A 25,629-nucleotide genomic window follows, 5' to 3' on the forward strand; every position below is an offset into this window, starting at 1 on the left:
CTCAGCCGATGAGGTCGGTCACCAGGTCGCGGAGGATGCCGAAGCCGTTCTGGGTGAGGATCGACTCGGCGTGGAACTGGACGCCGCGGTAGTGCGGACCGGCAACGAGGTGGATGTCGCCGGTCTCCGGGTCGGTCTCGACCGTCACACCGTCCGGCAGGCCGGACTCCGGCACCCGGGCGACGAACGTGTTGTAGAAGCCGACGGTCTCCGGGCGGCCCAGCACCGGGAGCCGGCTCTGCGTGCCCTGGAACACGATGTCCTTGAACACGATGTCGAGCCCGATGTTGTGGCTCAGCACCTGGTGCCCGAGGCACACCGCGAGGAACGGCCTCTGCGTCTCGAGGAGTCCCGTGACGACGCCATGCATCGTGGCCATCTTGGTGTCGGCGAGGTCGCGAGGGTCGCCGGGTCCGGGTCCGACCACGACGAGGTCGTAGCCGTCGAGGTCACCGTCGGCATACGCGTCGTGCCGCACGATGTCGGTCGTCATGCCGAGCACGCCGAACACGTGGGACAGCATGTTGACGAAGTCGTCCTCGCCGTCGACGATCACGACGCGCTTGCCGGTCAACGACGTGACGGGCGCGGCGCCGGACTGGTCGGTCAGCCAGAACTGGCTGAGCCTCTGGTTGCGTGACCCGAGGGCGATCAGCACCTCGTCCTCGCGGGTGAACGCGTCGAACCCCTCGACCGGCTCGGGCGCGGCATCGACGAGCCCGAACGCGCTGAGGATGCCGGACGCCTTGGCCCACGTCTCCTTGGTCTCGTACATCGCGTCGGAGTCGCGGACCAGCGTCGCGCCGGCGGTGACCTTGAGGTTGCCGTCGAGGTCGACGTCCGCCGTACGGATGAGGATCGGCGCGTCGGCGAGCGGGTTGCCCTCGTCGTCGCGGCCGATCAGTGCGGCGACAGCGGCGTAGTAGCCGCGACCCTCGGGCTCGTACTTCTTGATCAGCCGGCACGCGTTCTCGACGGGACTGCCGGTGACGGTGGCGGCGAACATCGAGTCGCGCAGCACCTCACGCACGTCGCGGTTGGTGCGGCCCGCGAGTAGGTACTCGGTGTGCACGAGGTGCGTCATCGGCTTGAGGTAGGGCCCGAGCACGAGTCCACCCTCGTGGCAGATGTCGCACATCATCTTGAGCTCCTCGTCGACGACCATGAAGAGCTCGTAGATCTCCTTCTCGTCCTTGAGGAAGCGCAGCAGCTCGCGCTTGCGGTCAGCGTGCGTCTCGAGACCGCGCATGCGGAACGTCCCGCTGATGGGGTTCATCCGCACCTGGCCGTCCTCGACGCTGACGTGCCGCTCGGGGCTCGCGCCGATCAGGTAGCGGTCGCCGGTGAAGATGCAGAACGTCCAGAACGCGCCCCGCTCGCGCTCGAGCAGCCGGCGGAACACCGTCAGGGCGCCGTCATGCCCCCAGTCGGCGACCTGGGCGCGGTAGTGCCGGCCGATCACGAGGTTGGCGCCCTCGCCCTGCCCGATCTCCTCGTCGATGATCGTGCGCACCATGCCGGCGTACGCCTCGTCGGTCGACTCGAAGCCGCCACGATCGGCGAACTCGATCGGCGCATCGGGCAGCAGGTCGAGCAGCTCGGCGATCGGCACCTCGGCGGTGTACGCCGCCTCGATGGCGGTCAGCGGCGTACCGTCCTGGTGCGCCTCGAAGCCGCGCTCACGGACCTGGGCGTAGGGCACCAGCACCACGTGGTTCCACGCGCGATCGCTGCCCGGCACCAGGGGGATGTCCGCGAGCTGGTCGAGGTCGGTGCGCGGACCGCCGATGAGCGTGACGGTGTCGGAGTCGCGGACGCGGATCAGCGCGAAGGCCGGTTGGGCGAGGAGTTCGTCGAGCTGGGTCATGAGGATTCCTTGGAGAAGTCTCGACCGGCCGAGACAAGAAATGCCCAGAGCCGGCCGTGAGGCGGTCTGGGCACGAGTCGACAGTCCACCTACAGGTGGAGCCACCAGCTGGAGGGCTGAACTGTCATGGCCCGAGCCTAGCGCAGCACCTCGTGCCGTCGTACGTCATGGCTCGGGGATACCGTCTGACCATGAGCCCGGACCTGGACATCGATGTCGACCTGATCCGGCGCGACCTGGCGCAGATCGTCAACATTCCGAGCACCGGCGGCGCAGACGCCGAGGTAGCCGTGCAGCGCTGGTGCGCCGCGACCCTGACCGGTCTCGGCATGGACGTCGACCAGTGGACGATCGACCTCGATGACGTACGCGCCACCGACGACTATCCCGGCGAGGAGGTCGAGCGCGACGAGGCGCTGGGCTGTGTCGGGGTCTCCGGGCCCGGCACCCCGGCGCTGGTCCTCAACGGCCACGTTGACGTCGTGCCATCCGGCGAGCCCGAGACCTGGACCAACTCCGACCCATGGCTCCTCCGCGAGGCGGACGGTCACTGGTTCGGTCGAGGCGTCTGCGACATGAAGGGTGGCGTCGTCGCGATCATTGCGGCGGCGCGCGCGCTCAGCGGCATCGAGCTCGCCCGCCCGTTCGCCGTGCACACCGTGATCGGCGAGGAGGACGGCGGCATCGGGACGTACGCGACGCTGCGTCGCGGGCACGTCGGCGACGCGTGTGTCATCGCCGAGCCGACCGACGGGCAGGTCGTGGCGGCCAACGCGGGCTCGTTGACGTTCCGTATCGAGGTCGTCGGCCGGGCAACGCACGGCTCGATGCGGGCCACCGGTCACAGTGCGATCACGGCGTTCGAGCGGCTGCATCGCGCACTCGCCGAGCTCGAGAGCGTACGCAATGCGGCGCCGCCCCACCCGTTCGGCGAGCTGCCGTGGCCCATCAGCGTCGGCATCGTGCACGCTGGCGACTGGGCCAGCACGGTGCCCGACCTGCTGGTGGCCGAGGGACGCTACGGCGTCATGCCCGGCGAGTCGTTCGCCGACGCCAAGGCGGCGTTCGAGAACGCCCTCGCTGCAGCAGCGGCGGCCGATGCGTGGCTGGCCGACAACCCACCGACCGTCACGTGGCCCGGCGGTCACTTCGCCGCGGGACGGCTGCCCGAGGGCGATCCGTTCGGCGACGAGGTCGTCGAGGCGGTCGTGGCGACCGGTGAGCCACGGCCGCGCCTGACGGGCGCACCGTACGGCTCGGACCTGCGGCAGTACGCCGCGCTCGGGATCCCGACCGTGCAGTACGGACCCGGCGAGATCGCCAACGCGCATGCCGTCGACGAGCGCGTTGCCATCGCCGAGGTCGTCACGTGTGCCCGCGCGTACGCCGAGCTGATCGTGGCCCGCTGCCGCTAGCGCGGTGACGTCGTGATCGGCGTGTAGTCCGCGACCTGGATGATCCCGCCGGGCTCGAAGCTGACCGGCTGCAGCCCCACCGGCTTGCCGTCGGCAAACGTCACGATCGTCACCTGTGCCTCACGGCGGAGCTTGCTACCCAGGGCGAACGCATACACGGCGCCGCCCGTCGTGCCGGTCGTCAGGGTCGTGGTCGTACGCCCGTTGGTGCCGTTGATCGTCGTGGGCCCGACCTGCCGGTGCAGGTGTCCGGAGAGCACGAGGTCGGCGCATCCTGAGGCTGCCGTCCGCGTGGCCGACGATGGCGAGTGGACGGCGATGACGCTGACGTCGCCGGCGTCGCAGGCGGCCTTCTCGAGCTCGTCGTCCTGCTGGCGCAGCGAGTGCGTGTTGTCGGACGGGTCGCCGTTGTAGCCGGCGGTGAGGCCGGAGCTGCGCGGATCGCTGCTGCCGAGGAACCGGACACCAGCGACCGTGACCGGCTTGCCGTCGAGCACCGTGAAGCCCTTGTCCTTCATCTGCTGGCGCACCGTGGGCCCGGTGTCGTGGTTGCCGGCGACCGACACGATGTCGAAGTCGCGGAACTCGCGGGCCAGCGAGTTGATGCTGAACGTCTCCCAGCTCGCCCCGTTGGACGTGTCGTCGCCGAGGTCGATCAGCAGGCGAGCGCCGGCCCGGTCGGCGATCGCCCGCGCGACGGGATCCATGCCGATGTTGTCGTGCCGGTCGGTCACGACGAGGGCCGTCATCTCCCCCTCCAACGGCTTACGCACCTGGGTCGTCGCGGCGCTGACTGCGAGCTTGCCATAGAACGCCACCGAGGTCCGATAGGTCGCGAGGGCTCCCTCGACGATGGCCTTGCTGCCGCTGGTCGAAGCGCCCTGGGCGATCTCGACGTTGTCGAGCACGTCGTCCGACGGCAGCTCCGGGAACACTGTGTCGATCGGGACCCATGCCTCGTCGGAGGGCCGCGGGCGCTCGGGCGCTGCGACGAGAACCAGGGCGGCGATCGTGACGATCGCCACGCCAGCGGCACCGAGGACCTGGCTGCGGCCGGGATGACGCGCTGCGGCCCAGATGGTGCGGCGCCTCGCCTGGCCGATCGCAAGCCAGGCCAGCATCGCGATGATCACGGCGAGCAGTGCAGAGCCGGCGCCTCGCATCGCCGCGTCAACGAGCATCGAGATGATCGTCGAGCGTACGGACGCGATCTCGCCCTGCGGCTGCGACGCGATCACCGCGTCGCGGGCGACGAGCTGGTCGAGGTTGGTGGTCTCGCTGTCGCCGAGGCGTACGTCGACCCCGAGGCCGAGCGGCGCTTCGGCCGGCAGCCGGATCTGCGGGATCAGCGTGCCGAAGTCGATGCGGGCGTAGCCGCTGAACGTCGGCTGCACCGTGGCCTCGTGGGCACCGATGACGACGCTGCGCTCACTGTGGATGAACGTCGAGTACGCGGTCGGCAGTGCGACGCCCACCGCGAGGAGGACGAGCAGCAGGACCTTGAGAGCCCGGTTCATCAGATCCGCGACAACCAGCCGTCTGTCGTGCCGACGGTCGTCAGCAGCTGCGTCGCGCGGGTCAGGACGACGTAGAGGGTGCGCCAGCCGGCACTGGACTCGGCCGTGATCGCGTCGGGCTCGATGACGACGACACCGTCGAACTCCAGGCCCTTGGTGGCGAGGCCGTCGAGCAGCCGGAGGCGCTCGGGGTGCTGCTCGAGCAGGTCGGCGAGCTGCTCAGCCAGCTCGGCCTGGCGATCCGTCGCCGCGACGATCGCGACGGTGCCCTCGACGCGGTCGAGGATCTCTCGGGCGCTGCGGCGGGCCGTGTCGACGAGCTCGGTGGCACCGACCGTGAGGTGCACGGGCAGCTCACCGGTGCGGCGTACGGCGTCGGCCAGGTCAGGATGCGGGACCGCGACGGCGGCGACCTGAGCCGCGAGGTCGTAGATCTCGGCGGAGTTGCGGTAGTTGGTCGACAGCCGGAACGCGTGCTCGGGCTTGCCCTCGAGGGCGGCCTTGCGCGCTGCCGCGGACTCCTTGGGGTGCGGCCACGACGACTGGGCCTCGTCGCCGACAATCGTCCAGCTGGCGTAACGACCACGGCGACCGAGCATGCGCCACTGCATCGGCGACAGGTCCTGCGCCTCGTCGACCAGCACGTGGGCGAAGCCGTCGTCCTCGATGCTCTGGGTCGAGCGGAAGCGGTCGTTGCGGTCCTCGCGCTCACGTCGCTCGAAGCTCATGAGCTGCTTGGGCACGTCGTCCTCGTCGCCGCCGGTCGACGGCACCTCGCCGATGACGTAGCGGAGCTCGTCGATCAGTGGGACGTCCTCGATGCTGGGCTCGCCGATCTGCCACGACGCCTTGAGCGCGGCCAGCTCCTCGGCGTCGAACGCGCCGCGGGCCAGCTCGTCGATGACGTCGGGCAGCGTGCGCCACACGTCGATCGGCTCGACCGGCGGCCACCAGTCCTCGACGAAGTCGACGAAGCGGTCGTCGGTCGTGACGGTCTCGACGAACTCCTCCTCGCCCTTCTCGAGGGCACGATCGCCGGCGACCTGGGCCCACAACGCGTCGACCAGAGCGGCTGGCGCCTTGAGGTAGGCCCGGTTGCGCTTACCGCCCGAGAGCAGGTTGCGCCGGATGCGGGCGAGCTGGTCGGCGTCGAGCCGCAGGACGTCGTCCTTGTAGAAGTAGCGGAACTCTGTCGGCGATCCCGGCATCGGCGCCGCTGCGGCGCGGTTGAGGAACGCCGGCATGCGCGACGAGCCCTTGGCCGCGGCGGCGATCGGCTCGTCGTGGCGCATGGCACGCAGCCCGTCGACGACCTCGCCGAGCGACCGCAGCGTCACGCTGGTCTCGCCGAGGCTCGGGAGCACCCGCTCGATGTAGTTCATGAACACCGTCGACGGGCCGACGACCAGCACGCCGCCGGACTCGAAGCGCCGGCGATCGGTGTAGAGCAGGTAGGCGGCACGGTGCAGGGCGACGACGGTCTTGCCGGTGCCCGGGCCACCGCCGATCGTCGTGGCGCCGCGGCTCGGAGCGCGGATCGCCTCGTCCTGCTCCTTCTGGATCGTCGCGACGACCGAGTGCATCGAGCTGTCGCGTGCACGGGTCAGGCTCGCCAGCAGCGCGCCTTCGCCGATGACGACCAGGTCGTCAGGCGCGTTGTCGGCGTCGAGCAGATCGTCCTCGATGCCGATGACCTTGTCGTTGGCGCAACGCAGCACGCGGCGGCGGATGACACCGGCCGGCTCCTGCGCGGTCGCCTGGTAGAAGATCGCGGCGGCCGGGGCGCGCCAGTCGATCAGCAGGATCTCGCGATCGGCATCGCGTACGCCGATGCGGCCGATGTAGCGCGAGTCGCCGTCGAGCATGTTGAGCCGGCCGAAGACCAGCCCGTCGTGGGCGGCGTTGAGCGCGGAGAGCCGCAGCGACGCCTGGTAGACCATCGCGTCGCGCTCGACGAGCCCACCCTCGTTGCCCACGTGACCGCGCGCCATGCCCTCGACGACGAGGGACTGAGCGACCTTGGCGGAGGCGTCGAGGCGCTCATAGACAGCGTCGACGTACGCCTGCTCCGCGTCGATCTCGCGCTGTTCCGCGTTGTTCGAGCTCACCCGACTCCTTTTCCGTCCTAGAGAACTCACAAGTCTATTGCGTGCGGGAAATATTCCGCAGGCAGTTGCCCGGTCTGCGGACATCCGCGCGGTTGATCCGCGCCACGGGAGCACGTACGTTCGAGACATGCCTTCACCTCGAGCTCGCCGCCCCGAAGGATCCATGCCTGTGCGTCGGACCGTCACGACGTTGCTCACGCTGCTCCTGGCCGGCCTGAGCCTGTTGCTGCCGGCACTGACCGCCCCGGCTTCGGCCGCGACGACCGGCGCCGTCAAGGGCACGATCTCCTCGCAAGGCGTGCTGCTGCAGGGCCTCAAGGTCGATCTGACCCGAGCCGACTACGACAGCGACCATTTCGACACCATCGAGACCAAGACGACCAACGCCTCGGGTGGCTACTCGTTCACCGGACTGTCCCAGACCGATCAGTGGGGTGACTGGTACAGCTACCGCATCAAGGTCAGCGACCCCAAGGGCAAGTTCGTGACGACGGTGCGCAACTTCACGGTCGTGCCCGGCAAGACCGTGACTCGTGACGCGACGCTCTACCCTGCCGGCGCGCTGACCGGCAAGGTCCTCCGCGAGGACGGCGCCACGCCGACGACGACCCGCGTCCACCTCATCGGTCCCAAGCTCGACATCGGCACCCCTGACAAGCCCATCTCGGCGTACGACGACGATCGTGGCGTCGCCGCTGACGGCACCTACACGTTCATCGGCCTGCCGGCCGGCGAGTACACGGTGCGCTACACCGACACCAAGGGCACCTACCTCGACCAGTGCTACGACGACACCGTCGCGGCGCTGAGCATCGAACCGACCTGCGACAGCGACGAGGCCCCGGCTGCCGAGGTCGTCACCGTGACGGCGAATGCGACCAAGACCCTCGACGGCCAGGTGCTTCACCACGCTGCTGCCTACCTCGGCGGCACGGTCACCAACGGCGCCAACGCCCCGCTCCAGGGCATCGTCGTCACGCCGTACCCCGTGAGTGGGGACTCCGGCCCGTGGGGCGACTACGGCCAGGCCACCACGGTTGCGGGCGTCTTCAACCGTGGCCCGCTCCCCGCCGGGCAGTGGCGACTGTATGCCAAGGATCCCGCCGGCATCTGGGCATCCCAGCACGTCGGCGGCACCAGCGCCGCCACGGCGCAGCTGTTCGACCTCAGCCCGGGCGAGAAGCTCGACGACGTCGCGATCAAGCTCAAGTCACGGGGAGTCCTGCAGGCCACCGTGACGCCGGGCAGGGGCTCGGTGACGTTCGCCATCACGGTCACCCGCAAGGTGTCCGGCAGCCGGGTCTCCGGCGAGGTGACCGCCGCGCTCGGTGGCGACACCACGTCGGCGACGCTGGTCAACGGCCAGGCGACCATCAAGCTCACCAACATCGCGGCCGGCAAGCACACGTTCACCGTCTCCTACGGCGGATCGGGCAGCACCGCTCCCGTCACCCGGCAGTTCGTCACGACGGTCGGCTGATCGGGGAGCAGCTTCCGTAGGACGTACGACACGGTCGAAGCGGCACCGCGCGCCTGCAATGACCGCCCATACTGGGGTGGGGATTCTGGTGTGAGGGATGTCGATGGCGCGTGGTGGACGAGGCGAGGTCGTGGTGACAGGTGACGACCGCGAGACCCCGGACGATGTTCCCGTCGTCGTCACTCCGTCAGGCCCGCGGCACACGTTCGGTCCGGTCCCGATAGTCCCGCCCTCGCGCGGCCTCGGGTTCCGTTCCAAGGGCCGGTCCGCCGAGGGCGCGGACGAGCCACCGGGGGACGCCGGGGACCAGGTCGCGGCCGTCGCGCTTGAGCCGGAGCCGGACTCGCCGGTCGTGGATGCAGTGCCGGAGGAGTACGTGCCCAGGCACGCCCGCACGCCCGATGCCGCGAACGTACGCGTCCTGCATCCCGCCTCGCCCGTCAAGGCGCGGCCGGTCGCCGACGCGGCGGAGCCCGCGCCCCGCGCCGCCGGTCACGGGAAGCATCGGCGCCAGCACAGCGCCATCAGTGGCACGGTCCGCAGCACCCGTGACCGTGGGCTTCGCGACATGCAGGTCGTCGTGCTGGACGAGCACTGGCAGGTCATCGCCACGTCGGTCACGGGCACCGACGGGGTGTTCGTCGCGGAGGACGTACCCCCTGGCACCTATCGCGTGATGGCGACCGACGAGCTCGACGGTGACTTCGGTGCGGGGTGGCACGACAGCTCCGCGCACGCCAGGGCCGGGTTCATCGAGGTCAAGGAAGGCAGGACGCGCCGCAACATCGACATCACGCTGGCGTCCGCCGCTGCCGTTGACCTCGACGTCGAGGTCCGCAGGAAGAAGGCAATCGTCGGCATCCGGGTCACCGAGCGCGCCACGGGCGTACGCGCCAACGGCTCCGTGCGGGTGACGACCAAGCAGTTCGGCGTCGAGCTGCCGCTCGCGAAGGGGCGCACAGCCATCACGCTGCTGGGCTCTGCCGACGGGTCGCCGAGGCTGAGCAAGAAGGTCAGGGTCGACTACCTCGGCACCAAGCACGTGCAACCGGGCTCGGCGTCCGCCACGCTGCGCTGACTCAGGCCGGGTCGAGGATCCGCTTGAGGAACTGCTGCGTACGTTCCTCGCGTGGGTCGCCGATGACCTGCGCACTGGGGCCGCGCTCGACCACGACACCCTCGTCGAGGAACAGCACCTGATCGGCGACGTGCTCGGCGAAGCGGATCTCGTGTGTCACCAGCACGGTCGTCCAGCCCTCGGCCGCGAGCTCCTTGATGACCGACAGCACCTCGCCGACGAGCTCGGGGTCGAGCGCCGAGGTCGGCTCGTCGAACAGCATGACCCGCGGCTTGAGCGCGAGTGCGCGGGCGATGCCGACGCGCTGCTGCTGGCCACCGGACAGCTGGAACGGGTACTGGTCCGCCTTGTCACTCAGTCCGACCTGGTCGAGGAGCGCCTTGGCCTCGTCGACGGCCTGCTCGAGTGGACGCTTCTGCACCTGCACGGGGCCCTCGATGACGTTCTGGATGACGGTCTTGTGAGGGAACAGGTTGTGGGCCTGGAACACCATGCCGCTCTGCGCTCTCAGGGCAGCGATCTGTTGGCGGGCCGAGCCGCCCTTGTCCGGCAACGTCGCGAAGTCGACCTCGACGTCGTCGATGCGGATCGTGCCGGAGTCGGGGCGTTCGAGCACGTTGAGCGAGCGCAGGATCGTGGTCTTGCCCGAGCCGGAGGGCCCGATCAGGACCGACGTCGTGCCGGCCGCGACGTCGAGATCGATGCCGTGGAGGACGTGGTTGTCGCCGAACGACTTCTGCAGCCCCCTCGCGCGTACGCGGAGGTCGCCCATGTCGTTGGTGATCTGCGGGATGTCGGTCATCTGGCCACGAACCTGTTCAGTCGGGTCTCGAGTCTGCCTTGGACGGCCGACATGCCCACGCACACGACCCAGTAGTAGACAGCTGCCACTCCGTACAGCACCAGGTAAGCGCCACTGTTGGCTGCTGCGAATCGGGCTTCCTGGGTCAGCTCCGTGACCGTGACCACGGCCAGCAGAGACGTGTCCTTGAGCAAGGAGATCGCCGTGTTGGACAACGGGGGCACGGCAATGCGCGCAGCCTGCGGGAACACGATCCGCCGCAACGACTGCCAGTAGCCCATGCCGACGGTGGATGCCGCCTCGAACTGCCCCCTGGGCACCGAGAGGATCGCCGCACGTACGACCTCCGCGGCATAGCCACCCACGTTGAGACTCAACGCGAGGATTGCCGAGGTCCATGGCGAGAGCTTGATCCCGATCTCGGGCAGGCCGTAGAAGACGATGAAGAGCTGCACGAGTAGCGGGGTGCCGCGGATGATCGAGATGTACGCCTTCGCGATCGCACTGAGCACCCGACTGCCGGAGATCCGAGCCAGTGCGGCCGCGACCGCGACCATGAGCCCGAATGCGAAGCTGATGATCGTGATCGGGATCGTCGCGATCAGGAGCTTCTTGAGCATCGGCCATGCCGCGTCCTTGGCGACCTCGGTGTCGCTCCGCGCCGCGCGGCCGCCGGAGACGTCGACGTCGCCGGAGTTCTCGACCGTGACGTCAGTCTTGAAGTACTTCTCGGAGATCTTGGCGAGCGTCCCATCGGCCTTCAGCTCGGCCAGCGCCTTGTTGGACTCCTCCAGGCGCGGGTCGTCCTTGCGGAACGCCAGCACCTGCTCGCTGACCTCGTCCCCGGCGTCCCCGGCGATCTCGATGTCATCCTTGCCGGTGGTGTTGAGGTAGTCGAGGGCTGCGATGTTGTCGTTGATCAGCAGGTCCGCGTCGCCCCGGACGACCAGCGCCGCGGCTTCCGAGAAGCCGTCGACCGCCTTGATCTTGGCCCCGGCCTTGCGGGCCACATCGGCCCAGCTCGTCGTGACCGACTCGGCGGCGGTCACGGGATCATCGTCATCGCTCCGCTTCTTGATGTCCGCAAGCGTCTTGATGCCCGTGGTGCCCTTCTTGACCACGATGACGCCGCGCGAGTAGGTGTACGTCGTGCCGAGGCCGTACTTCGCCTCACGCTCGGGGTTGCGGGTCACCTGGTTGGCGATGACGTCGATGCGCTTGGCGTCGAGCGCCGTGAAGATGCCGTCGAACGTGGTCTCGACGAACGTGAGCTTCCAGCCGGCCTTCTTGGCGACAGCCTTGATCACGTCGATGTCGAAGCCTGTGAGCTTGTTGGTCTTGGCGTCATGGAACGAGAACGGCGGATAGACGCCCTCGGTGCCGACGCGTACGACGGGCCGGTCGTCGGCCTGGGCCAGGTGCGTCGTGGTCGCGGTGGCACTGCCAGCGGGCAGCACGATCAACCCCACGAACGCCAGCACGAGCAGCCTCACGGCATGGCGCATTGCGTCTCCTCTGTGGTGAACCACCGAGGGTTTCCCCGATAGACGTGACAGTAGTCCTGAATCCCGGGTCCTGCCGATGTCTCGTTTGCCGGACTACGCCTTCTTGGCGAGGAACGCCGTCATCGCCTCGCGCGCCTCGTCGCTCGCGAACAGCTCGGCCGACAGCGCGGCGACCTCGCCGCCCCGCTCGTCGATGCGCGCCACGAGGTCCCGGTTGAGGATCCGCTTGCTCTCGCGAAGGCCTTGCGGGTACGCCTTGCAGAGATCGGCGAGGACCCGGGCGACCTCGGCCCCGAGCTCGGCATCGGCGACCGCCCGGGTGATCAGGCCGACGTCGGCTGCCTCGGCGGCATCGAACTTCCGGGCCGTGAGGAACAGGTCAGCCGCGGCGCGGTCGCTGAACCGCGGGATCAGGCTCAACGAGATGATCGCCGCCGCCAGTCCCAGGCGCACCTCGGTCAGCTGGAAGGACACCGACTCCGCCGCGATGACGATGTCGGCCGCGCCGACGATGCCGAGGCCGCCGGCGCGTACGGGCCCACCGAGCTCGACGACGACGGGCTTGGCCGCGGTCGCGATCTGGCGCTGCAGCGCGACGATCGCCTTGGCGCCTTCGGCCATGCCACCGCTGACCGCCTCGGTCATGTCGGCGCCGGAGCAGAACACCGTGCCGGCCGAGCGGATCAGGATCGCCTTGACGCTCGCGTCGGCATCGGCCGTGGTCAGGTGCGCCGCGAGCTCGGTGACGAGCTGCTTGCTCAGCGCGTTGCGGTTGCGCTCGCTGTCGAGCGTGATCGTCGCGACCTGGTCGGCCACCTCGAGGTGCACCAGCTCAGTCATGTGTGGTCCTTTCGCGAGTACTCGGTGATCGAGTGCCGCCGAGGAACGAGGCGGTGTATCGAGATCACGTCACCGGGTCTCGATACGCCTGCTCGCAGAGCTCGCTGGCTACTCGACCGGCAAAGGGTTGAGTCCTTAGTACGACTTGGGGAGGCCCAGGGAGAACTGGGCGATGAAGTTGAGCACCATCTCCTTGCTGACCGGTGCGATGCGGGACAGCCGCGAGCCGGCCAGCATCTGCACCAGACCGTACTCGTTGGCCAGGCCATTGCCGCCATGCGTCTGGATCGCCCGGTCGACCGCGTTGCACACGGCCTCTCCGGCGGCGTACTTCGCCATGTTGGCCGCCTCGCCCGCCGCCATGAAGTCACCAGCGACGTAGAGCGCGGCCGCCTTCTGCGTCATGAGCCGCGCCATCTCGATCTCGATGAACGTCTGCGCGAGCGGGTGGGCGATCGCCTGGTGCGAGCCGATCGGTGCCTTCCAGACCTGGCGCTGGTTGGCGTACTCGCACGCCTTGGCCAGCGCGAGCCGGGCGGTGCCGGTGGCGAACGCGGCGCCCATGATGCGCTCGGGGTTGAGCCCGGCGAACAGCTGGTCGATGCCGGCGTCCTCGCTGCCGATCAGGGTGTCGGCCGGCACGCGTACGTCGTCGAAGAACAGGGTGAACTGCTTCTCCGGCGAGGTGATGCCCATGTCGATCTGCTGGTAGGTGAACCCCTCGGCGTCGGTCGGCACGAGGAACAGCGCAGGCTTGAGGTTGCCGGTCTTGGCGTCCTCGGTGCGCGCGACGACGAGCACGTGGCTCGCCTCGTCGACGCCGGAGATGTACGTCTTGGTGCCCTTGAGCCGCCAGCCGTCGTCCTCCCGGTAGGCCGTGGTGATGATCTTGTGCGAGTTGGACCCGGCGTCGGGCTCGGTGATCGAGAACGCGAACGTCGAGGTGCCGTCGGCGAGTCCGGGCAGCCAGCGCTCCTTCTGCGCCTGCGTGCCGTACTGCGTGATGATCGTCCCGACGATCGCCGGCGAGACGACCATGAGCAGCAGCGGACTGCCGGCCGTCGCCAGCTCCTCACACACCGCCGCGAGGTCGCCGATGTCACCGCCACCGCCACCGAACTCCTCCGGCACCGCGACGCCGAGGTAGCCGAGCTTGCCGGCCTCCTCCCACAGCTCGGTGGTCTTGCGACCCTCCTGCGCGGCCTTCTCGAAGTAGTCGCGGCCGTACTTCGCGCCCAGGTCGGCCACGGCCTTGCGCAGCGCGAGGCGCTCGTCGGACTCGGTGAAGTTGTTCATGATGATCCTTCGCTCGTTGAGCTTGTCGAAATGTCGATGATGGCGAGTACGGCGCCGGACTCGACCTGGGCGCCGGGCGTGACGGACAGCCCGGACACGACACCGTCGGTCGGTGCGGTGATGGTGTGCTGCATCTTCATGGCCTCGAGGACGACGACGACGTCACCCTTGCTGACGTGCTGGCCGTCCTCGACCGCGACGCTGATGACGGCGGCTGGCATCGGCGCGAGGAGCGAGCCCTCGGCGACGACATCGGCCGGGTCGACGAACGTCGGCACGGGCGTGAGCGTGATCGAGCCGTACGGCCCGTCGACATCGACCCATCCGTCACCGACCGCGACATCGTACGTCTCGGTGAGCCCCTCGACGTCGAGCACGACGCGCGTCGGGCCGGCCTCGATGACCGTGACGCCGTCGAGGTCGTGCTGCACGAACCCGGCCGAGTACGAGACCGTCAGGTCGTGGTTCCTTGAGCTTGTCGAAACGACGTACGCCCGGGTGCGCGGCTGGCTCGGGACGTTGCGGAACGCCGTCGGGATGCGGCCGAGCACCTTCGCGTGTGCCGTGGCGGTCGTGGCCTCGGCGAGCGCGGCGGCGACCGCCGAGCGGCGGACGGCCGGCTCGTCGAGCGACGGCTTCGTCCAGTCAGCAAGCCGCTCGTCGAGCAGTGCCGTGTGGACCCGCGCCGAGACGAACTCCTCGTCGGCGAGGATCGACCGCAGGAAGTCGAGGTTGGTCCGCACACCGTGCACCCGCGTGCGCCTCAGCGCGTCGCCGAGCTTGCGGATCGCCGTGGTCCGATCGGCACCATGCGCCACGACCTTGGCGATCATCGCGTCGTAGTGGATGCCGACGACCGAGCCCGACTCGACGCCGGAGTCGACCCGTACACCCGCCGGCACCTCGAACGTACGGACGGTGCCGGTCTGGGGCTGCCAATCGTCGGCGGGGTCCTCGGCGTAGACCCGCACCTCGACCGCATGCCCGCTCGGACCCGTCGGCTCCTCGCCGAGCTGCGCGCCCTCGGCGACCCGGATCTGCTCGGCGACGAGGTCGACGCCGAACACCTCCTCGGTCACCGGGTGCTCGACCTGGAGGCGGGTGTTCATCTCGAGGAAGTACGCCTTGCCGGTGTCGAGGTGCGCGTCGGCGACGAGGAACTCGACGGTCCCGGCGCCGACATAGTCCACGGCCTTGACCGCGGCGCGCGCGGCGTCGTGGAGCGTCGTGCGTACGGGATCACTCACGGACGGGGCCGGCGCTTCCTCGACGACCTTCTGGTGCCGGCGCTGGATCGAGCAGTCACGGTCGCCGACGATCCAGCACGTGCCGTGGGTGTCGGCCATGACCTGCACCTCGATGTGGCGCGCGGTCGGCAGGTAGGGCTCGACGAACACCGTGGGGTCGCCGAACGCCGACAGCGCCTCGGCACCCGCAGCCGCCAGCTCGCCATCGAGGTCGGCCGGGTCGGTGACGATGCGCATGCCGCGACCACCGCCTCCCGCGGACGCCTTGACCAGCAGCGGGAAGTCGCCTGCCTTCGCGGTTGCGGCGTCGACCGACAGGATCGGCACGCCGCCGGCCGCCATGAGCTCCTTGGCCCGGATCTTGGAGCCCATCGCGTCGATCGTCTCCGGCGCGGGGCCGATCCACGTCAGGCCCGCCTCGGCGACGGCGCGCGCGAACTCGGCGTTCTCGGACAGGAAGCCGTAGCCGGGGTGGATCGCGCCGGCGCCGGCCTTGAGCGCCGCGGCGATGACGAGGTCTCCGCGCAGGTAGGTGTCGGTCGGCGAGCTGCCCGGCAGGCGTACGGCGACATCGGCCTCACCGACGAACGGCGCTCCCGCATCAGCGTCGGAGTGCACGGCGACGGTGCGGATGCCGAGCTCCCGGCACGTCCGGAAGACGCGCCGGGCAATCTCCCCCCGATTGGCCACGAGGATGCTGGCGATCATGCGAGGGCTCCTTGCATGGTCTCGATACGGCTCGGCCGTCGAATGCTCGCGCGACCATCGCTGGTCGAGTTGGAGCGAGGAACGAGCGAGAGTATCGAGACCCCGTAACGTCCACTCATGTGCGGAACACTCCGTATCCCTTGGCGCCTTCGACGGGGCGCGTGTTGATCGCGGACAGGCAGATGCCGAGGATCGTGCGGGTGTCCCGCGGGTCGATCACCCCGTCGTCGTAGAGCATCCCCGACGTGAAGTAGGCAAGGGACTCCTTCTCGATCTGCTCCTCGACGTACGCCCGCATGGCCCGGTCGCCCTCCTCGTCGTAGGGCTGGCCCTTCGCCTCCGCAGCCCCGCGCGCGACGATCGAGATGACGCCGGCGAGCTGGGCCGGACCCATGACGGCGGACTTCGCGTTGGGCCAGCTGAACATGAACCGCGGGTCGTACGCCCGACCGCTCATGCCGTAGTGCCCGGCGCCGTACGACGCACCGATCACGACCGAGAGGTGCGGGACGGTCGAGTTGGACACCGCGTTGATCATCTGCGCGCCGTGCTTGATGATGCCGCCCTGCTCGTACTCCGCGCCGACCATGTAGCCGGTCGTGTTGTGCAGGAACAGCAGCGGCGTGTCGGTCTGGTTGGCGAGCTGGATGAACTGCGTGGCCTTCTGCGCCTCCTCGCTGAACAGCACGCCCTGGGCGTTGGCGAGGATGCCGATCGGGTAGCCGTGCAGTTGCGCGAAGCCGGTCACGAGCGACGATCCGTAGAGCGGCTTGAACTCGTCGAACTCCGAGCCGTCGACGATCCGGGCGATGACCTCGCGGGGGTCGAACGGGATCTTGAGATCGGTCGGCACGATGCCGAGCAGCTCCTCGGGGTCGAGCACCGGCTCGGCGTACATGGGCTCCGGCGTCGACCCGTGCTTGCGCCAGTTGAGCCGGCGCACGATCGAGCGGCCGATGCGGATCGCGTCGAGCTCGTCGACCGCGAGGTAGTCGGCGAGGCCGGATGTACGCGCGTGCATCTCCGCGCCGCCGAGCGACTCGTCGTCGGACTCCTCACCCGTCGCCATCTTGACCAGCGGCGGGCCGCCGAGGAACACCTTGGCGCCACCCTTGACCATGACGACGTAGTCGCTCATGCCCGGGATGTAGGCTCCGCCGGCCGTGGAGTTGCCGAACACCAGCGCGACGGTGGGCCGGCGGTCTGCGCTGGCCTGGGTGATGCTGCGGAACGAGCCGCCGCCGGGGATGAAGATGTCCTTCTGCGTCGGCAGGTCGGCGCCACCGGACTCGACGAGGTTGATCGTCGGCAGCCCACACTCGTGGGCGATCTGCGCCGCCCGGTGCCCCTTCTTGAGCGTGCTGGGGTTGGACGAGCCGCCCTTCACGGTCGGGTCGTTGGCGACGATCATGCACTCGACGCCCTCGACCACGCCGATGCCCGTCACGATCGAGGCGCCGACCGCGAAGTCGGTGCCCCACGCCGCCAGGGTCGACAGCTCGAGGAACGGCGAGTCGGGGTCGATCAGCAGCTCGATGCGCTCACGCGCGGTGAGCTTGCCGCGCTCGTGGTGACGCTGGACGTAGCGCTCACCTCCGCCGGCCAGCGCCTGCGCGTGCTGCTCGGCGAGGTCGGCGAGCCGCTCGAGCATCAGTGCCCGGTTGGTCTCGTACGTCTCGGTGGTCGGGTCGACAGTCGTGTGCATTTTCAGAATCCCAACAGCTTGGCGGCCAGGTCGTTCAGGACTTCGGTGGCACCGCCGCCGATGCCGAGGATGCGGGCATCGCGATAGTGCCGGTCGATCTCGGACTCGCGCATGTAGCCCATGCCGCCGAAGATCTGCACGGCTTCGGAGACGACCCACTCGCACGCCTCGACCGACTGGTTCTTGGCGAGGACGGCGTCGAGGATGACGGCCGGATCCGTGGCATCGCCCGCCACCGCGCGCTCGACGGCCTGCCGGGTCAGCGCCCGGGCTGCGGCCGTGCGGCGGTGCATGTCGACAAGCTTGTGCCGGATGACCTGGCGGGTGATCAAGGGCTTGCCGAACGTCTCCCGCTGCCGGGCGTACGCGACGGCGAGGTCGAGGGAGCGCTGGGCCGTCGAGTAGGCCTGCACCGCGAGGCTCAGCCGCTCGCTGACGAACTGCTGCATCACCAGGACGAATCCGCCGTCGATCTCGCCCACGACGTTGCCGGCCGGCACACGTACGTCGGCGAAGCTCAGCTCGGCGGTGTCGGAGCAGTGCCACCCCATCTTCTTGAGGGGGCGGGCGACGGTGAAGCCGGGCGCGCCCTTGTCGATGACCACCAGGCTGATGCCGCCGTAGCCCTCGCCGCCCGTACGCACGGCCGTCGTCACGAAGTCGGCGCGCACGCCCGAGGTGATGAACGTCTTGGCGCCGTTGACGACGAGCTCCCCTTCGGTCCCTGAGCCTGTCGAAGGGTCGCGCACCGCCTTCGTACGGATGTTGGCGACGTCCGAGCCCCCTCCGGGCTCGGTGATGCCCAGCGAGCCGATCAGCTCGCCGGCCAGCGTCGGGCGTACGTAGCGGTCGATCAGGTCGGCGTTGCCGGACGCGACGATGTGCGGCAGCGCGATGCCGTGCGTGAACAGCGCGGCGATGAGACCCGTCGAGCCGCCCGCCTCGAGCACGGCCTCACTGACGATCGCCGAGTCGATCAGGTCGCCGCCCTGGCCGCCGACCTCTTCGGGGAACGCGACGCCGAGCAGCCCGGCCTCGGCCGCCTTCCGGTGCAGGTCGCGCGGCACCTCGCACGCGTTCTCCCAGGCCGGGAGGTGCGGGACGACCTCCTTCTCGGTGAAGGCCGTGACCATCTCGCGCAGCGCCCGGCGCTCCGGGGTGTCCCAGGCGCTCACAGTGCGGCCTCAGCGATCGAGTCGGGCAGCAAGGACGCCGGGATCGCGCAGTCGCGGGCCCGCAGCCACTCGCCGACGCCCTTGGCCTGGGGGTCGAGTCGGGTGGACGAGGCCACGCCCTCGCCGAGCAGTCCGTGGATCACGATGTTGACCGCGGCGAGGTTGGGCAGCGGGTGGATCTCGACGTCGAGCATCGCCGCTTCGCGAATCAGCTCGCGGACCGTCGACTGGTCGAGGAAGCCGGCGAGCCAGGCGTACGCATCGTCGCGCGCCGGGTGGTCGGCGGGGATCCAGACACCGATGTTGGCGTCGCCGCCCTTGTCGCCGGAGCGCGCATACGCCAGTCGCCCCAGCGGAGCCCGCACGGTGTCGCCGACCCAGTCGCCGGTCGGCGGAGTCGACTCCTGCACCGCAGCCTCGGGCCACGCGGTGTCGTCCTCGGGGCTGCTGACGACCGACGGCGGCTCGATCTCCTCGCGCCTTCCGTCGGCTTGCACGACGACGTGCGGGACCTCGGACTGTGGGACGTACGCGGGGCGGTAGACACCGTAGGGCGTACCGGCGGACGGCGGCCGCGTGACGCTGAACCCGGGGTACGACGCGAGGGCCAGCTGGATCGCGGCGTCGCTGAACGCCCGGCCGACCGGATCGGGCGACGCGCTCTTGACGTGACACCGCAGCAACGAGGTGGCCTGCGCCTGGGTCGCAGGATCTGGCGTGTCCGTGCGATCGAGCTGCCACTCGACGCTCTCCGGGACCGTGCCGGCGGCCAGCGCCGACTCCATCTGCCGCTGGATCAGCTCGGCCTTCTCCGGGATGTCGAGGCCCGTGAGCAGGAACTCGACGCTGTTGCGGAATCCGCCCAGCGCATTGAGACACACCTTCGTGGTCGCCGGCGGAGCCTCACCGAGCACACCGGTGATCGCCACCCGGTCCGGGCCCTCCTGCGTCAACGTCATGGTGTCGAGCCGGGTCGAGACATCCGGACCCAGGTACGACGGACCGCCGACCTCGTAGACGAGCTGTGCCGTGACGGTGTCGATCGTGACCGCGCCACCCGTGCCCTCGTGCTTCGTGATGACGACCGAGCCGTCCTCGGAGATCTCGGCGACAGGGAAACCCAAAGGTGTCGACATGTCGACATTCGCGAACCCGGAAAAGTTGCCGCCCGTCGCCTGCGTCCCGCACTCGATGACGTGTCCGGCGACGACCGCACCGGCAAGCTGGTCGAGATCGTCGCGGCCCCAGCCGAACTCGGCGATCGCCGGGCCGACGACCACGGAGGCGTCCGTGACCCGACCGGTGACAACGACGTCGGCCCCGGCCTGCAGCGCCGCGGCGATGCCGAAGGCGCCGAGATAGGCGTTGGCGGTCATGACCTTGCCGAACACGAGCTCGTCGGCGCGGCCCAACAGGTCGTCGCCCTCGACGTGGGCGATCGTGATGTCGAGGTCCTGCGACGCGGCGATCTCTCGCAGCTTCGCGGCCAGGCCCGCGGGGTTGAGCCCGCCGGCGTTCGCGACGATCCTGACGCCGCGTTCCTTGGCCAGCACCATCGACTCGGTCATCTGCCTGACGAACGTCTTGGCGTAGCCGAGCGACTCGTCCTTCATCCGGTCACGGCCGAGGATCAGCATCGTGAGCTCGGCGAGGTAGTCGCCGGTCAGGTAGTCCAGGTCGCCACCCTCAAGCATCTCGCGCATCGCCGAGAGCCGGTCGCCATAGTAGCCCGAGCAGTTGCCGACCCTGATGGTTGAGCCCGTCGAAGCCATCATCGGTCAGCCAGCCTGGCTGGGTCGTTGCCGGGCAGCCCGGCGAACGCCTGGACGATCGTCAGCCAGTGCGCGGCGTGCTCACCTTCAGCACGTACGTCGACGTCGTCGAGGTGCCGGCGACGGGTCGCGAGCAGAGCGAAGTCGTAGCCCGAGCCCGTCACCCGCTCGGCGGCGTCCTCCGGCCCCCACGTCCACAGGTCGCCGTCGGGCCCGGTCAGCTCGACGCGTACGTCGACCTCCGGCACCGGTTCGCCGCGCACGAGATAGGCATAGCCGCGGGCGCGCACGCCGATGTGGCACACGTGCTTGGCCCGCGAGGTCTGCGGGATCGTCAGGCCCAGCGCCTCGCCGACGTCGTGGCTGTGCGCCCAGGTCTCCATGATCCGCGCGGTCGCCATCGAGGCCGGGCTCATCGGAGGGCCGAACCACGGGATCTTGTCGCCGTCAGGCACCGCACGCAGCGCCGCGTCGAGGGCGACTCGTCCTTCGCGCCACGTGGCGAGCAGCTCTTCGGGCGGCAGCAACGCCATCTCCTCGGCGCCCTCGTCGACATATCCCTCGGGGTTGGCGGCGGCACGCTTCATGCCGCGACCGAACTCGTCCTGGTCGGTGATCGCCGCGAGCGAGGCGGCGTCGGTCCAGTGCAGATGACCGATCTGGTGCGCGACGGTCCAGCCCTCGGGCGTCGTCACCGTCGCCCACCCGTCGGCCGGCAGGCCGGCGACCCACGTGTCGAGCTGCAGGCTCTCGTCAGCAAGGTCCGACAGCAGTCCATCGAGAATCGTCATGCCACAGCCTCCTCGAAGAAGCCAGGGCAAGGAGGCCGTGGCATGGGGTATTGATGATTCGCTCGCTGGCGCTCGCTCATGAGACCTCCAGCTCGTCGTCGAGGACGACAGCCCACGAGTCGAGCACGGCGGCCCGGCGCTTGGTGTCGTCACTGAGGGAGGCAGCGAGGCCGAGGCCGCGCAGCAGGTCGAGGGTCGCCTGGACCAGGCGCCGGTTGTCGCCGCGCGACTCGTCGATCGCCAGCAGCTCGACCGCGTACGCATGTGTCTCACGGCCGACCCGGCGCTCCAGCGGCGCGACCTCGGCGCGGAGGCCGGCGTCCGTACGCGCGGCGACCCACAGCTCGAGCGCCGCGAAGAAGATGGGAGAAACAAACTGCTGGCTGAGGATCTCGAGGACCGCCCTGGTGCGACCGGTCTCCGGCAGGTCGGCGGCCGCCCGTCGCATGTCCTCACGGCGGCGCTCGGTCAGGTGGCCGACCGCAGCGACCACGAGGTCCTGCTTGCTGGGGAAGTGGTGCAGCTGCGCCCCGCGACTCACGCCTGCTCGCTTGCTCACGACCGTGGTGGTCGTGCCGGCCCAGCCGAGCTCCACGAGGCAGTCGACCGTTGCCTCCATGAGCCGCAGCCGCATGGCCCGGGTGCGCTCACCCTGGGGCGTACGCACCGAGGTGCCCGAATCCGTCGTCACGTCCCCAGCATGCGGACATTCTCACAAACAGTCAAGCCTGATTGTTTGTGGGTAAGAGTTCTCTCACGACGCCCTCACTCCCACCTCACGCCCGGGCGGTGTGCTGTGAGCACCTGATCATCGACTCATAGGAGTGACATGCGACCCCCTCGCGCCATCATCGGACTGACCCTCGTCGCCGCCCTCGGACTCAGCGCCTGCGGAGGTGGCGACAACGACGAGAAGCTCAGCAGCAGCAATCGCACCAAGGCTTCCGCCGCCGCTCTGAAGTACGTCGGCGGTGGCGCCGTGACCGACGCCGAGCGGGGCGACGGCGATGACGGCTACGCGTACGGCGTCGAGGTCACCCTGCCCGGTGGCACCGACATCGACGTCGAGCTCGACAAGGCGTTCGCGGTCACCAACAGCCCCGCCAAGGCGTCGGACCTCGAGCCCGCGGCGCCCTCGGCCGATGCTACGGCGGCCGCGCCGTCGCCGAAGGCCACGGCCGACGATGACCGACCGCTCACCGGTTCCACGCTGAAGAAGGCCTCCGCCGCGGCCCTCAAGGCCACCGACGGCGGCAGGATCACCGAGACCAGCGGCAGCGACGATGCCGACCACGAGTACGAGGTCGACGTCCTGCTCCCGAGCGGCGAGGACGTGACGGTCGAGCTCGACAAGGCGTTCGCGGTCACCAAGATCGACCGCTGAGCACCGGGGACGGCCCGCTGCCCGACTTGCGTAGCAGGCCGTCGCCGCGCTCGCCTGCACCGACCACGAGACAGGGCGTGCCAATCCGTTCGGATTCGGTCTCGGGACACCGGTGATTCCGATAGAGTCCTCTGACTCCCCGCGAATTTTCCGAAGGACACGCATGACCGAGCAGCCCCCGATCACCTACGAGCTTTCGACTCCGACCGACCCCCCCGAGGGTGGTCGCAGCGTCAAGGGGCTCGTGATCGGCGCGATCGCCGTGATCGTCGTCCTCGCCCTGGCCGGCGGCGCCTTCGCCGTCGTCAAGAAGCTCGACGGCGGTGGCCCCCAGCCAGCCGACGTCCTCCCGGCCTCGGTCATCGCCTACGCCCGGGTCGACGTCGACCCGTCGGCGAGCCAGAAGATCGCGCTCTTCAAGCTCATCCGCAAGTTCCCCAAGGCCGCCGACGAGATCGGCATCAAGAGCGCGAACCAGGACGTCCGCAAGCTGCTGTTCGACGAGATCCTCAAGGAAGGCGACTGCGACCTGTCCTACGACAAGGACGTCAAGCCATGGCTCGGCAGTCGCATCGGCGTCGGCGTCGACTCGAAGGTGACCCCGCTCGTCGCGATCCAGGTCTCGGACGAGAAGAAGGCCGAGAAGGGCATCAAGGCCCTCTTCGCCTGCGATGACGAGAAGGCATCCATCGCCTTCCTCGACGGCTACGCGATCGTCGCCGAGACCCAGAAGCAGGCGGACGCAGCCGTCACGGCCGCCAAGAAGAAGCCGCTCGCCGACAACAAGGCGTTCGCCAAGGACGTCGACGACCTCGGCGAGCAGGGCGTCGCCTCCGCGTGGGTCGACACCGGCAAGGTCATCAAGGCGTTCCCCGAGTTCAAGGACGCCATGGCCAGCGCCGCGGCGACCGACATCAAGGAGATCGAGCAGCTCGGCACGGCGGCCATGACCGTACGCACGGACGGCTCGACCCTCGAGGTCGCCGGACTCGCCGGCCTGACGGACTCGGTCGGCGCGATGAAGCCGGCCGACATGGGCTCGCTGCCCAAGGACACTGTCGCGGCACTCTCGTTCGGTGGGTTCGGCAGCCAGATCAAGACCCAGTACGACACGTTCCTGCAGCAGTTCACCCGCGAGTTCGAGAGCGGCATCAACGATCCCTCGATCACGGAGGACATGACACCGGAGCAGAAGGACGCCTACGACCAATACCTCAAGGAGAATGCGCCTGACCCGGAGAAGTTCATCGCAGAGTTCGAGCGGTCGACCGGACTCAACGTCCCCGAGGACCTCGAGACGCTGTTCGGCGACGAGCTCACCGTCGCGGTCGGCCGGAAGAACCTCTCGACGCTCCCGACCCTCTCCGGCCCCGGCGACATCGCGTCGCTCGACGTCGCGCTGCGCATGACGACCGACCCCGACAAGGCGATGGACCTGGCAACGCGCCTGGCCAGGCTGGCGACCCCGGTCGGGATCGACCTGGCGACGAAGCAGACGGACACCGGAGCGATCATCGCCACCAACTCCGACGCGGCCGACGCACTCGGGAGCAAGGGTGCACTCGGCTCGGACCCGACCTTCACGTCGGTCATGCCCTACGGCGACAAGACGCTCTACGGCATCTTCGTCGACGTCAACACGATCCTCGACGAGATCAGCAAGGCGGATCCGCCGAAGGACGTCGCGGAGGACATCGATCAGGCCAAGGCCGTCAAGGCGGTCGGGGTGTCGTACGGCAAGGACGGCACGCACACGACGTTCAGCCTGCGGGTCGCCTTCGCGAAGTAGCCGTCAGGCCGCGGAGTCGTCCTCGTCCGGCACGATCTCGCCGGTGAGGACCTCTTCGTGGCTGTCCGGGTCCTTGATCGGGGCCCGGTCGAGCTCGCCGACGGCGCGACGTGCGAAGTCAGCGGCGAGCTGGATCGCCATCTCGCTCTCGGGCAGGACGTCGACGAGCACGGGGAACGCGTGCACCTGCTTGCGCCACAGATGCGTCTCGACCTCGACCCCGCGCTCGGACAGCAGCAGGGCCATGGCCTCGACCTCGGGACGCAGCAATTCGTCCTCGACCGCGACGAAGAACGTCGGCGAGGTGATGTAGGCCGACGCGTGCAGGGGTGAGGCATAGCCCTCGATCGCGGCGCCGTCCTCGGGCAGCCAGCGCTCCCGGATGTGGGCGATGCGGGTGATCGGCAGGTAGGCGTCGCGGGCTCTGGAGACGCGCTCGACCGCCTTGTCCTCGCGGTCGGGGTCGACGCTCAGCAGGGGTGAGAACCCGATCAGGGCAGCCGGCGCCGGCAACCCGCGACGGCTCGCGAGCTCGGCGACCTTCATCGTGAGATAGCCGCCCGCCGAGTCGCCGGCGACCACGATCTTGTCCGGATGATCGGTCGTATCGACCAGTGCGGCGTACGCGGAGATGGCGTCCTGCACCGAGTCGGCCACGGTGCCCTCGGGCAGCTGGACGTAGTCGACCGAGATGACGGTCGCGCCAGTCTTGAGCGCGAGCCGCTCGCAGATGCGGCGATGCGTCGTGATGCTGCCGGAGAAGAAGCCACCGCCATGCAGGTAGAGCAGCGTCATGTTGCTCTCGGGGCCGTAGCGGTGGCGCATCTGCTCGACCCGCACCCCGCCGAGCTCGTAGACCTCGAACGTGATGTGGGGCGACCGCTTGCGATGCGACTGGAGGCCGTCGATCGCCCGGATCGCGGCGAACGTGCGCTCGCTGATCGGCGTGAAGCGGAGCACCGGCTTGAAGACGATGCGGATCGTCCGCTGGAGCACGCGAGCCCTGACGCTGTAGCTCTCGTGGACCACGGCCTTGTCGTAGACGACGCGCATCGGGCCGCGACCAGGGAGGCTCAGGCGGACCCGTCGGCGCGGCAGCTTCGCGACGCCGAGGAGCGTCGCGAACCGGTCGTACAGCGAGGACCACATA

19 protein-coding genes are annotated in these 25,629 nt (G+C 69.2%); 5 read left to right on the top strand and 14 right to left on the bottom strand.

The window, feature by feature from the left end; all coding sequences use genetic code 11:
- Position 1: 1 nt before the first annotated feature.
- Entirely contained in the window at positions 2–1,867 is a 1,866-nt protein-coding gene (locus tag ESP70_RS15600) for an anthranilate synthase family protein (protein ID WP_149690238.1), read from the bottom strand.
- A gap of 191 nt (positions 1,868–2,058) precedes the next feature.
- Between ESP70_RS15600 and ESP70_RS15605 the strand changes: the two genes are divergently transcribed.
- On the top strand, positions 2,059–3,282 hold the full coding sequence (locus ESP70_RS15605; RefSeq protein WP_149690239.1) for an ArgE/DapE family deacylase: 1,224 nt from the start codon (positions 2,059–2,061) through the stop codon (positions 3,280–3,282).
- On the opposite strand, the gene ESP70_RS15610 is transcribed toward ESP70_RS15605, so the two are convergent.
- Complete coding sequence (locus tag ESP70_RS15610; protein ID WP_149690240.1) at positions 3,279–4,799, bottom strand: metallophosphoesterase family protein; 1,521 nt, start codon at positions 4,797–4,799, stop codon at positions 3,279–3,281. The genes ESP70_RS15605 and ESP70_RS15610 overlap by 4 nt on opposite strands.
- On the bottom strand, positions 4,799–6,907 hold the full coding sequence (locus ESP70_RS15615; protein WP_149690241.1) for a HelD family protein: 2,109 nt from the start codon (positions 6,905–6,907) through the stop codon (positions 4,799–4,801). Before ESP70_RS15615 ends, ESP70_RS15610 begins: the two co-directional genes overlap by 1 nt.
- Positions 6,908–7,076: 169 nt before the next feature.
- On the opposite strand from ESP70_RS15615, the gene ESP70_RS15620 reads away from it, so the two are divergent.
- Both ESP70_RS15620 and ESP70_RS15625 read left to right on the top strand, forming a co-directional pair.
- On the top strand, positions 7,077–8,387 hold the full coding sequence (locus tag ESP70_RS15620; protein WP_149690242.1) for an Ig-like domain repeat protein: 1,311 nt from the start codon (positions 7,077–7,079) through the stop codon (positions 8,385–8,387).
- Positions 8,388–8,517: 130 nt separating this feature from the next.
- Positions 8,518–9,465: a carboxypeptidase-like regulatory domain-containing protein gene (locus ESP70_RS15625; protein WP_149690243.1), complete on the top strand. Its 948-nt coding sequence runs from the start codon at positions 8,518–8,520 to the stop codon at positions 9,463–9,465.
- Position 9,466: 1 nt separating this feature from the next.
- Here ESP70_RS15625 and ESP70_RS15630 read toward each other — a convergent pair whose 3' ends face one another.
- The 10 genes from ESP70_RS15630 to ESP70_RS15675 form a co-directional block, all read right to left on the bottom strand.
- The gene (locus ESP70_RS15630) at positions 9,467–10,267 is read right to left on the bottom strand and encodes an amino acid ABC transporter ATP-binding protein (RefSeq protein ID WP_223148752.1); all 801 of its coding nucleotides are present in this window, start codon (positions 10,265–10,267) and stop codon (positions 9,467–9,469) included.
- Positions 10,264–11,772, bottom strand: coding sequence for an ABC transporter substrate-binding protein/permease (locus tag ESP70_RS15635; RefSeq protein ID WP_149690244.1), 1,509 nt, complete (start codon positions 11,770–11,772; stop codon positions 10,264–10,266). The genes ESP70_RS15630 and ESP70_RS15635 overlap by 4 nt, the downstream gene beginning before the upstream one ends.
- A 93-nt stretch (positions 11,773–11,865) precedes the next feature.
- Positions 11,866–12,612: an enoyl-CoA hydratase-related protein gene (locus ESP70_RS15640; protein ID WP_149690245.1), complete on the bottom strand. Its 747-nt coding sequence runs from the start codon at positions 12,610–12,612 to the stop codon at positions 11,866–11,868.
- A 135-nt stretch (positions 12,613–12,747) separates the two neighbouring features.
- Positions 12,748–13,908 carry an acyl-CoA dehydrogenase family protein gene (locus ESP70_RS15645; RefSeq protein ID WP_149690246.1) on the bottom strand — a complete coding sequence of 387 codons (1,161 nt, stop codon included), beginning with the start codon at positions 13,906–13,908 and terminating at the stop codon, positions 12,748–12,750.
- The gene (locus tag ESP70_RS15650; protein ID WP_149690247.1) at positions 13,905–15,863 is read right to left on the bottom strand and encodes an acetyl/propionyl/methylcrotonyl-CoA carboxylase subunit alpha; all 1,959 of its coding nucleotides are present in this window, start codon (positions 15,861–15,863) and stop codon (positions 13,905–13,907) included. The genes ESP70_RS15645 and ESP70_RS15650 overlap by 4 nt, the downstream gene beginning before the upstream one ends.
- A gap of 115 nt (positions 15,864–15,978) precedes the next feature.
- Positions 15,979–17,568: an acyl-CoA carboxylase subunit beta gene (locus tag ESP70_RS15655; RefSeq protein ID WP_149690248.1), complete on the bottom strand. Its 1,590-nt coding sequence runs from the start codon at positions 17,566–17,568 to the stop codon at positions 15,979–15,981.
- Positions 17,569–17,570: 2 nt separating this feature from the next.
- On the bottom strand, positions 17,571–18,743 hold the full coding sequence (locus ESP70_RS15660) for an acyl-CoA dehydrogenase family protein (RefSeq protein WP_149690249.1): 1,173 nt from the start codon (positions 18,741–18,743) through the stop codon (positions 17,571–17,573).
- Positions 18,740–20,518, bottom strand: coding sequence for an acyclic terpene utilization AtuA family protein (locus ESP70_RS15665; protein ID WP_149690250.1), 1,779 nt, complete (start codon positions 20,516–20,518; stop codon positions 18,740–18,742). The genes ESP70_RS15660 and ESP70_RS15665 overlap by 4 nt, the downstream gene beginning before the upstream one ends.
- Positions 20,515–21,306, bottom strand: a complete 792-nt coding sequence (locus ESP70_RS15670) for a TIGR03084 family metal-binding protein (RefSeq protein WP_149690251.1) — start codon at positions 21,304–21,306, stop codon at positions 20,515–20,517. The genes ESP70_RS15665 and ESP70_RS15670 overlap by 4 nt, the downstream gene beginning before the upstream one ends.
- 76 nt (positions 21,307–21,382) lie before the next feature.
- The gene (locus ESP70_RS15675) at positions 21,383–21,997 is read right to left on the bottom strand and encodes a TetR/AcrR family transcriptional regulator (protein WP_246162051.1); all 615 of its coding nucleotides are present in this window, start codon (positions 21,995–21,997) and stop codon (positions 21,383–21,385) included.
- Between the two features lie 138 nt (positions 21,998–22,135).
- Between ESP70_RS15675 and ESP70_RS15680 the strand changes: the two genes are divergently transcribed.
- Together ESP70_RS15680 and ESP70_RS15685 are read left to right on the top strand one after the other, a co-directional pair.
- A complete protein-coding gene (locus ESP70_RS15680) occupies positions 22,136–22,690 on the top strand; it encodes a PepSY domain-containing protein (RefSeq protein WP_149690252.1) in 555 nt (184 codons plus the stop codon).
- 163 nt (positions 22,691–22,853) lie between these two features.
- On the top strand, positions 22,854–24,479 hold the full coding sequence (locus ESP70_RS15685; RefSeq protein WP_149690253.1) for a hypothetical protein: 1,626 nt from the start codon (positions 22,854–22,856) through the stop codon (positions 24,477–24,479).
- A gap of 3 nt (positions 24,480–24,482) precedes the next feature.
- Here ESP70_RS15685 and ESP70_RS15690 read toward each other — a convergent pair whose 3' ends face one another.
- Positions 24,483–25,628: an alpha/beta hydrolase gene (locus ESP70_RS15690; protein WP_149690254.1), complete on the bottom strand. Its 1,146-nt coding sequence runs from the start codon at positions 25,626–25,628 to the stop codon at positions 24,483–24,485.
- Position 25,629: the final 1 nt, after the last annotated feature.

The sequence above is a fragment of the Aeromicrobium ginsengisoli genome (assembly GCF_004134905.2).
GTDB lineage: Bacteria > Actinomycetota > Actinomycetes > Propionibacteriales > Nocardioidaceae > Aeromicrobium > Aeromicrobium ginsengisoli.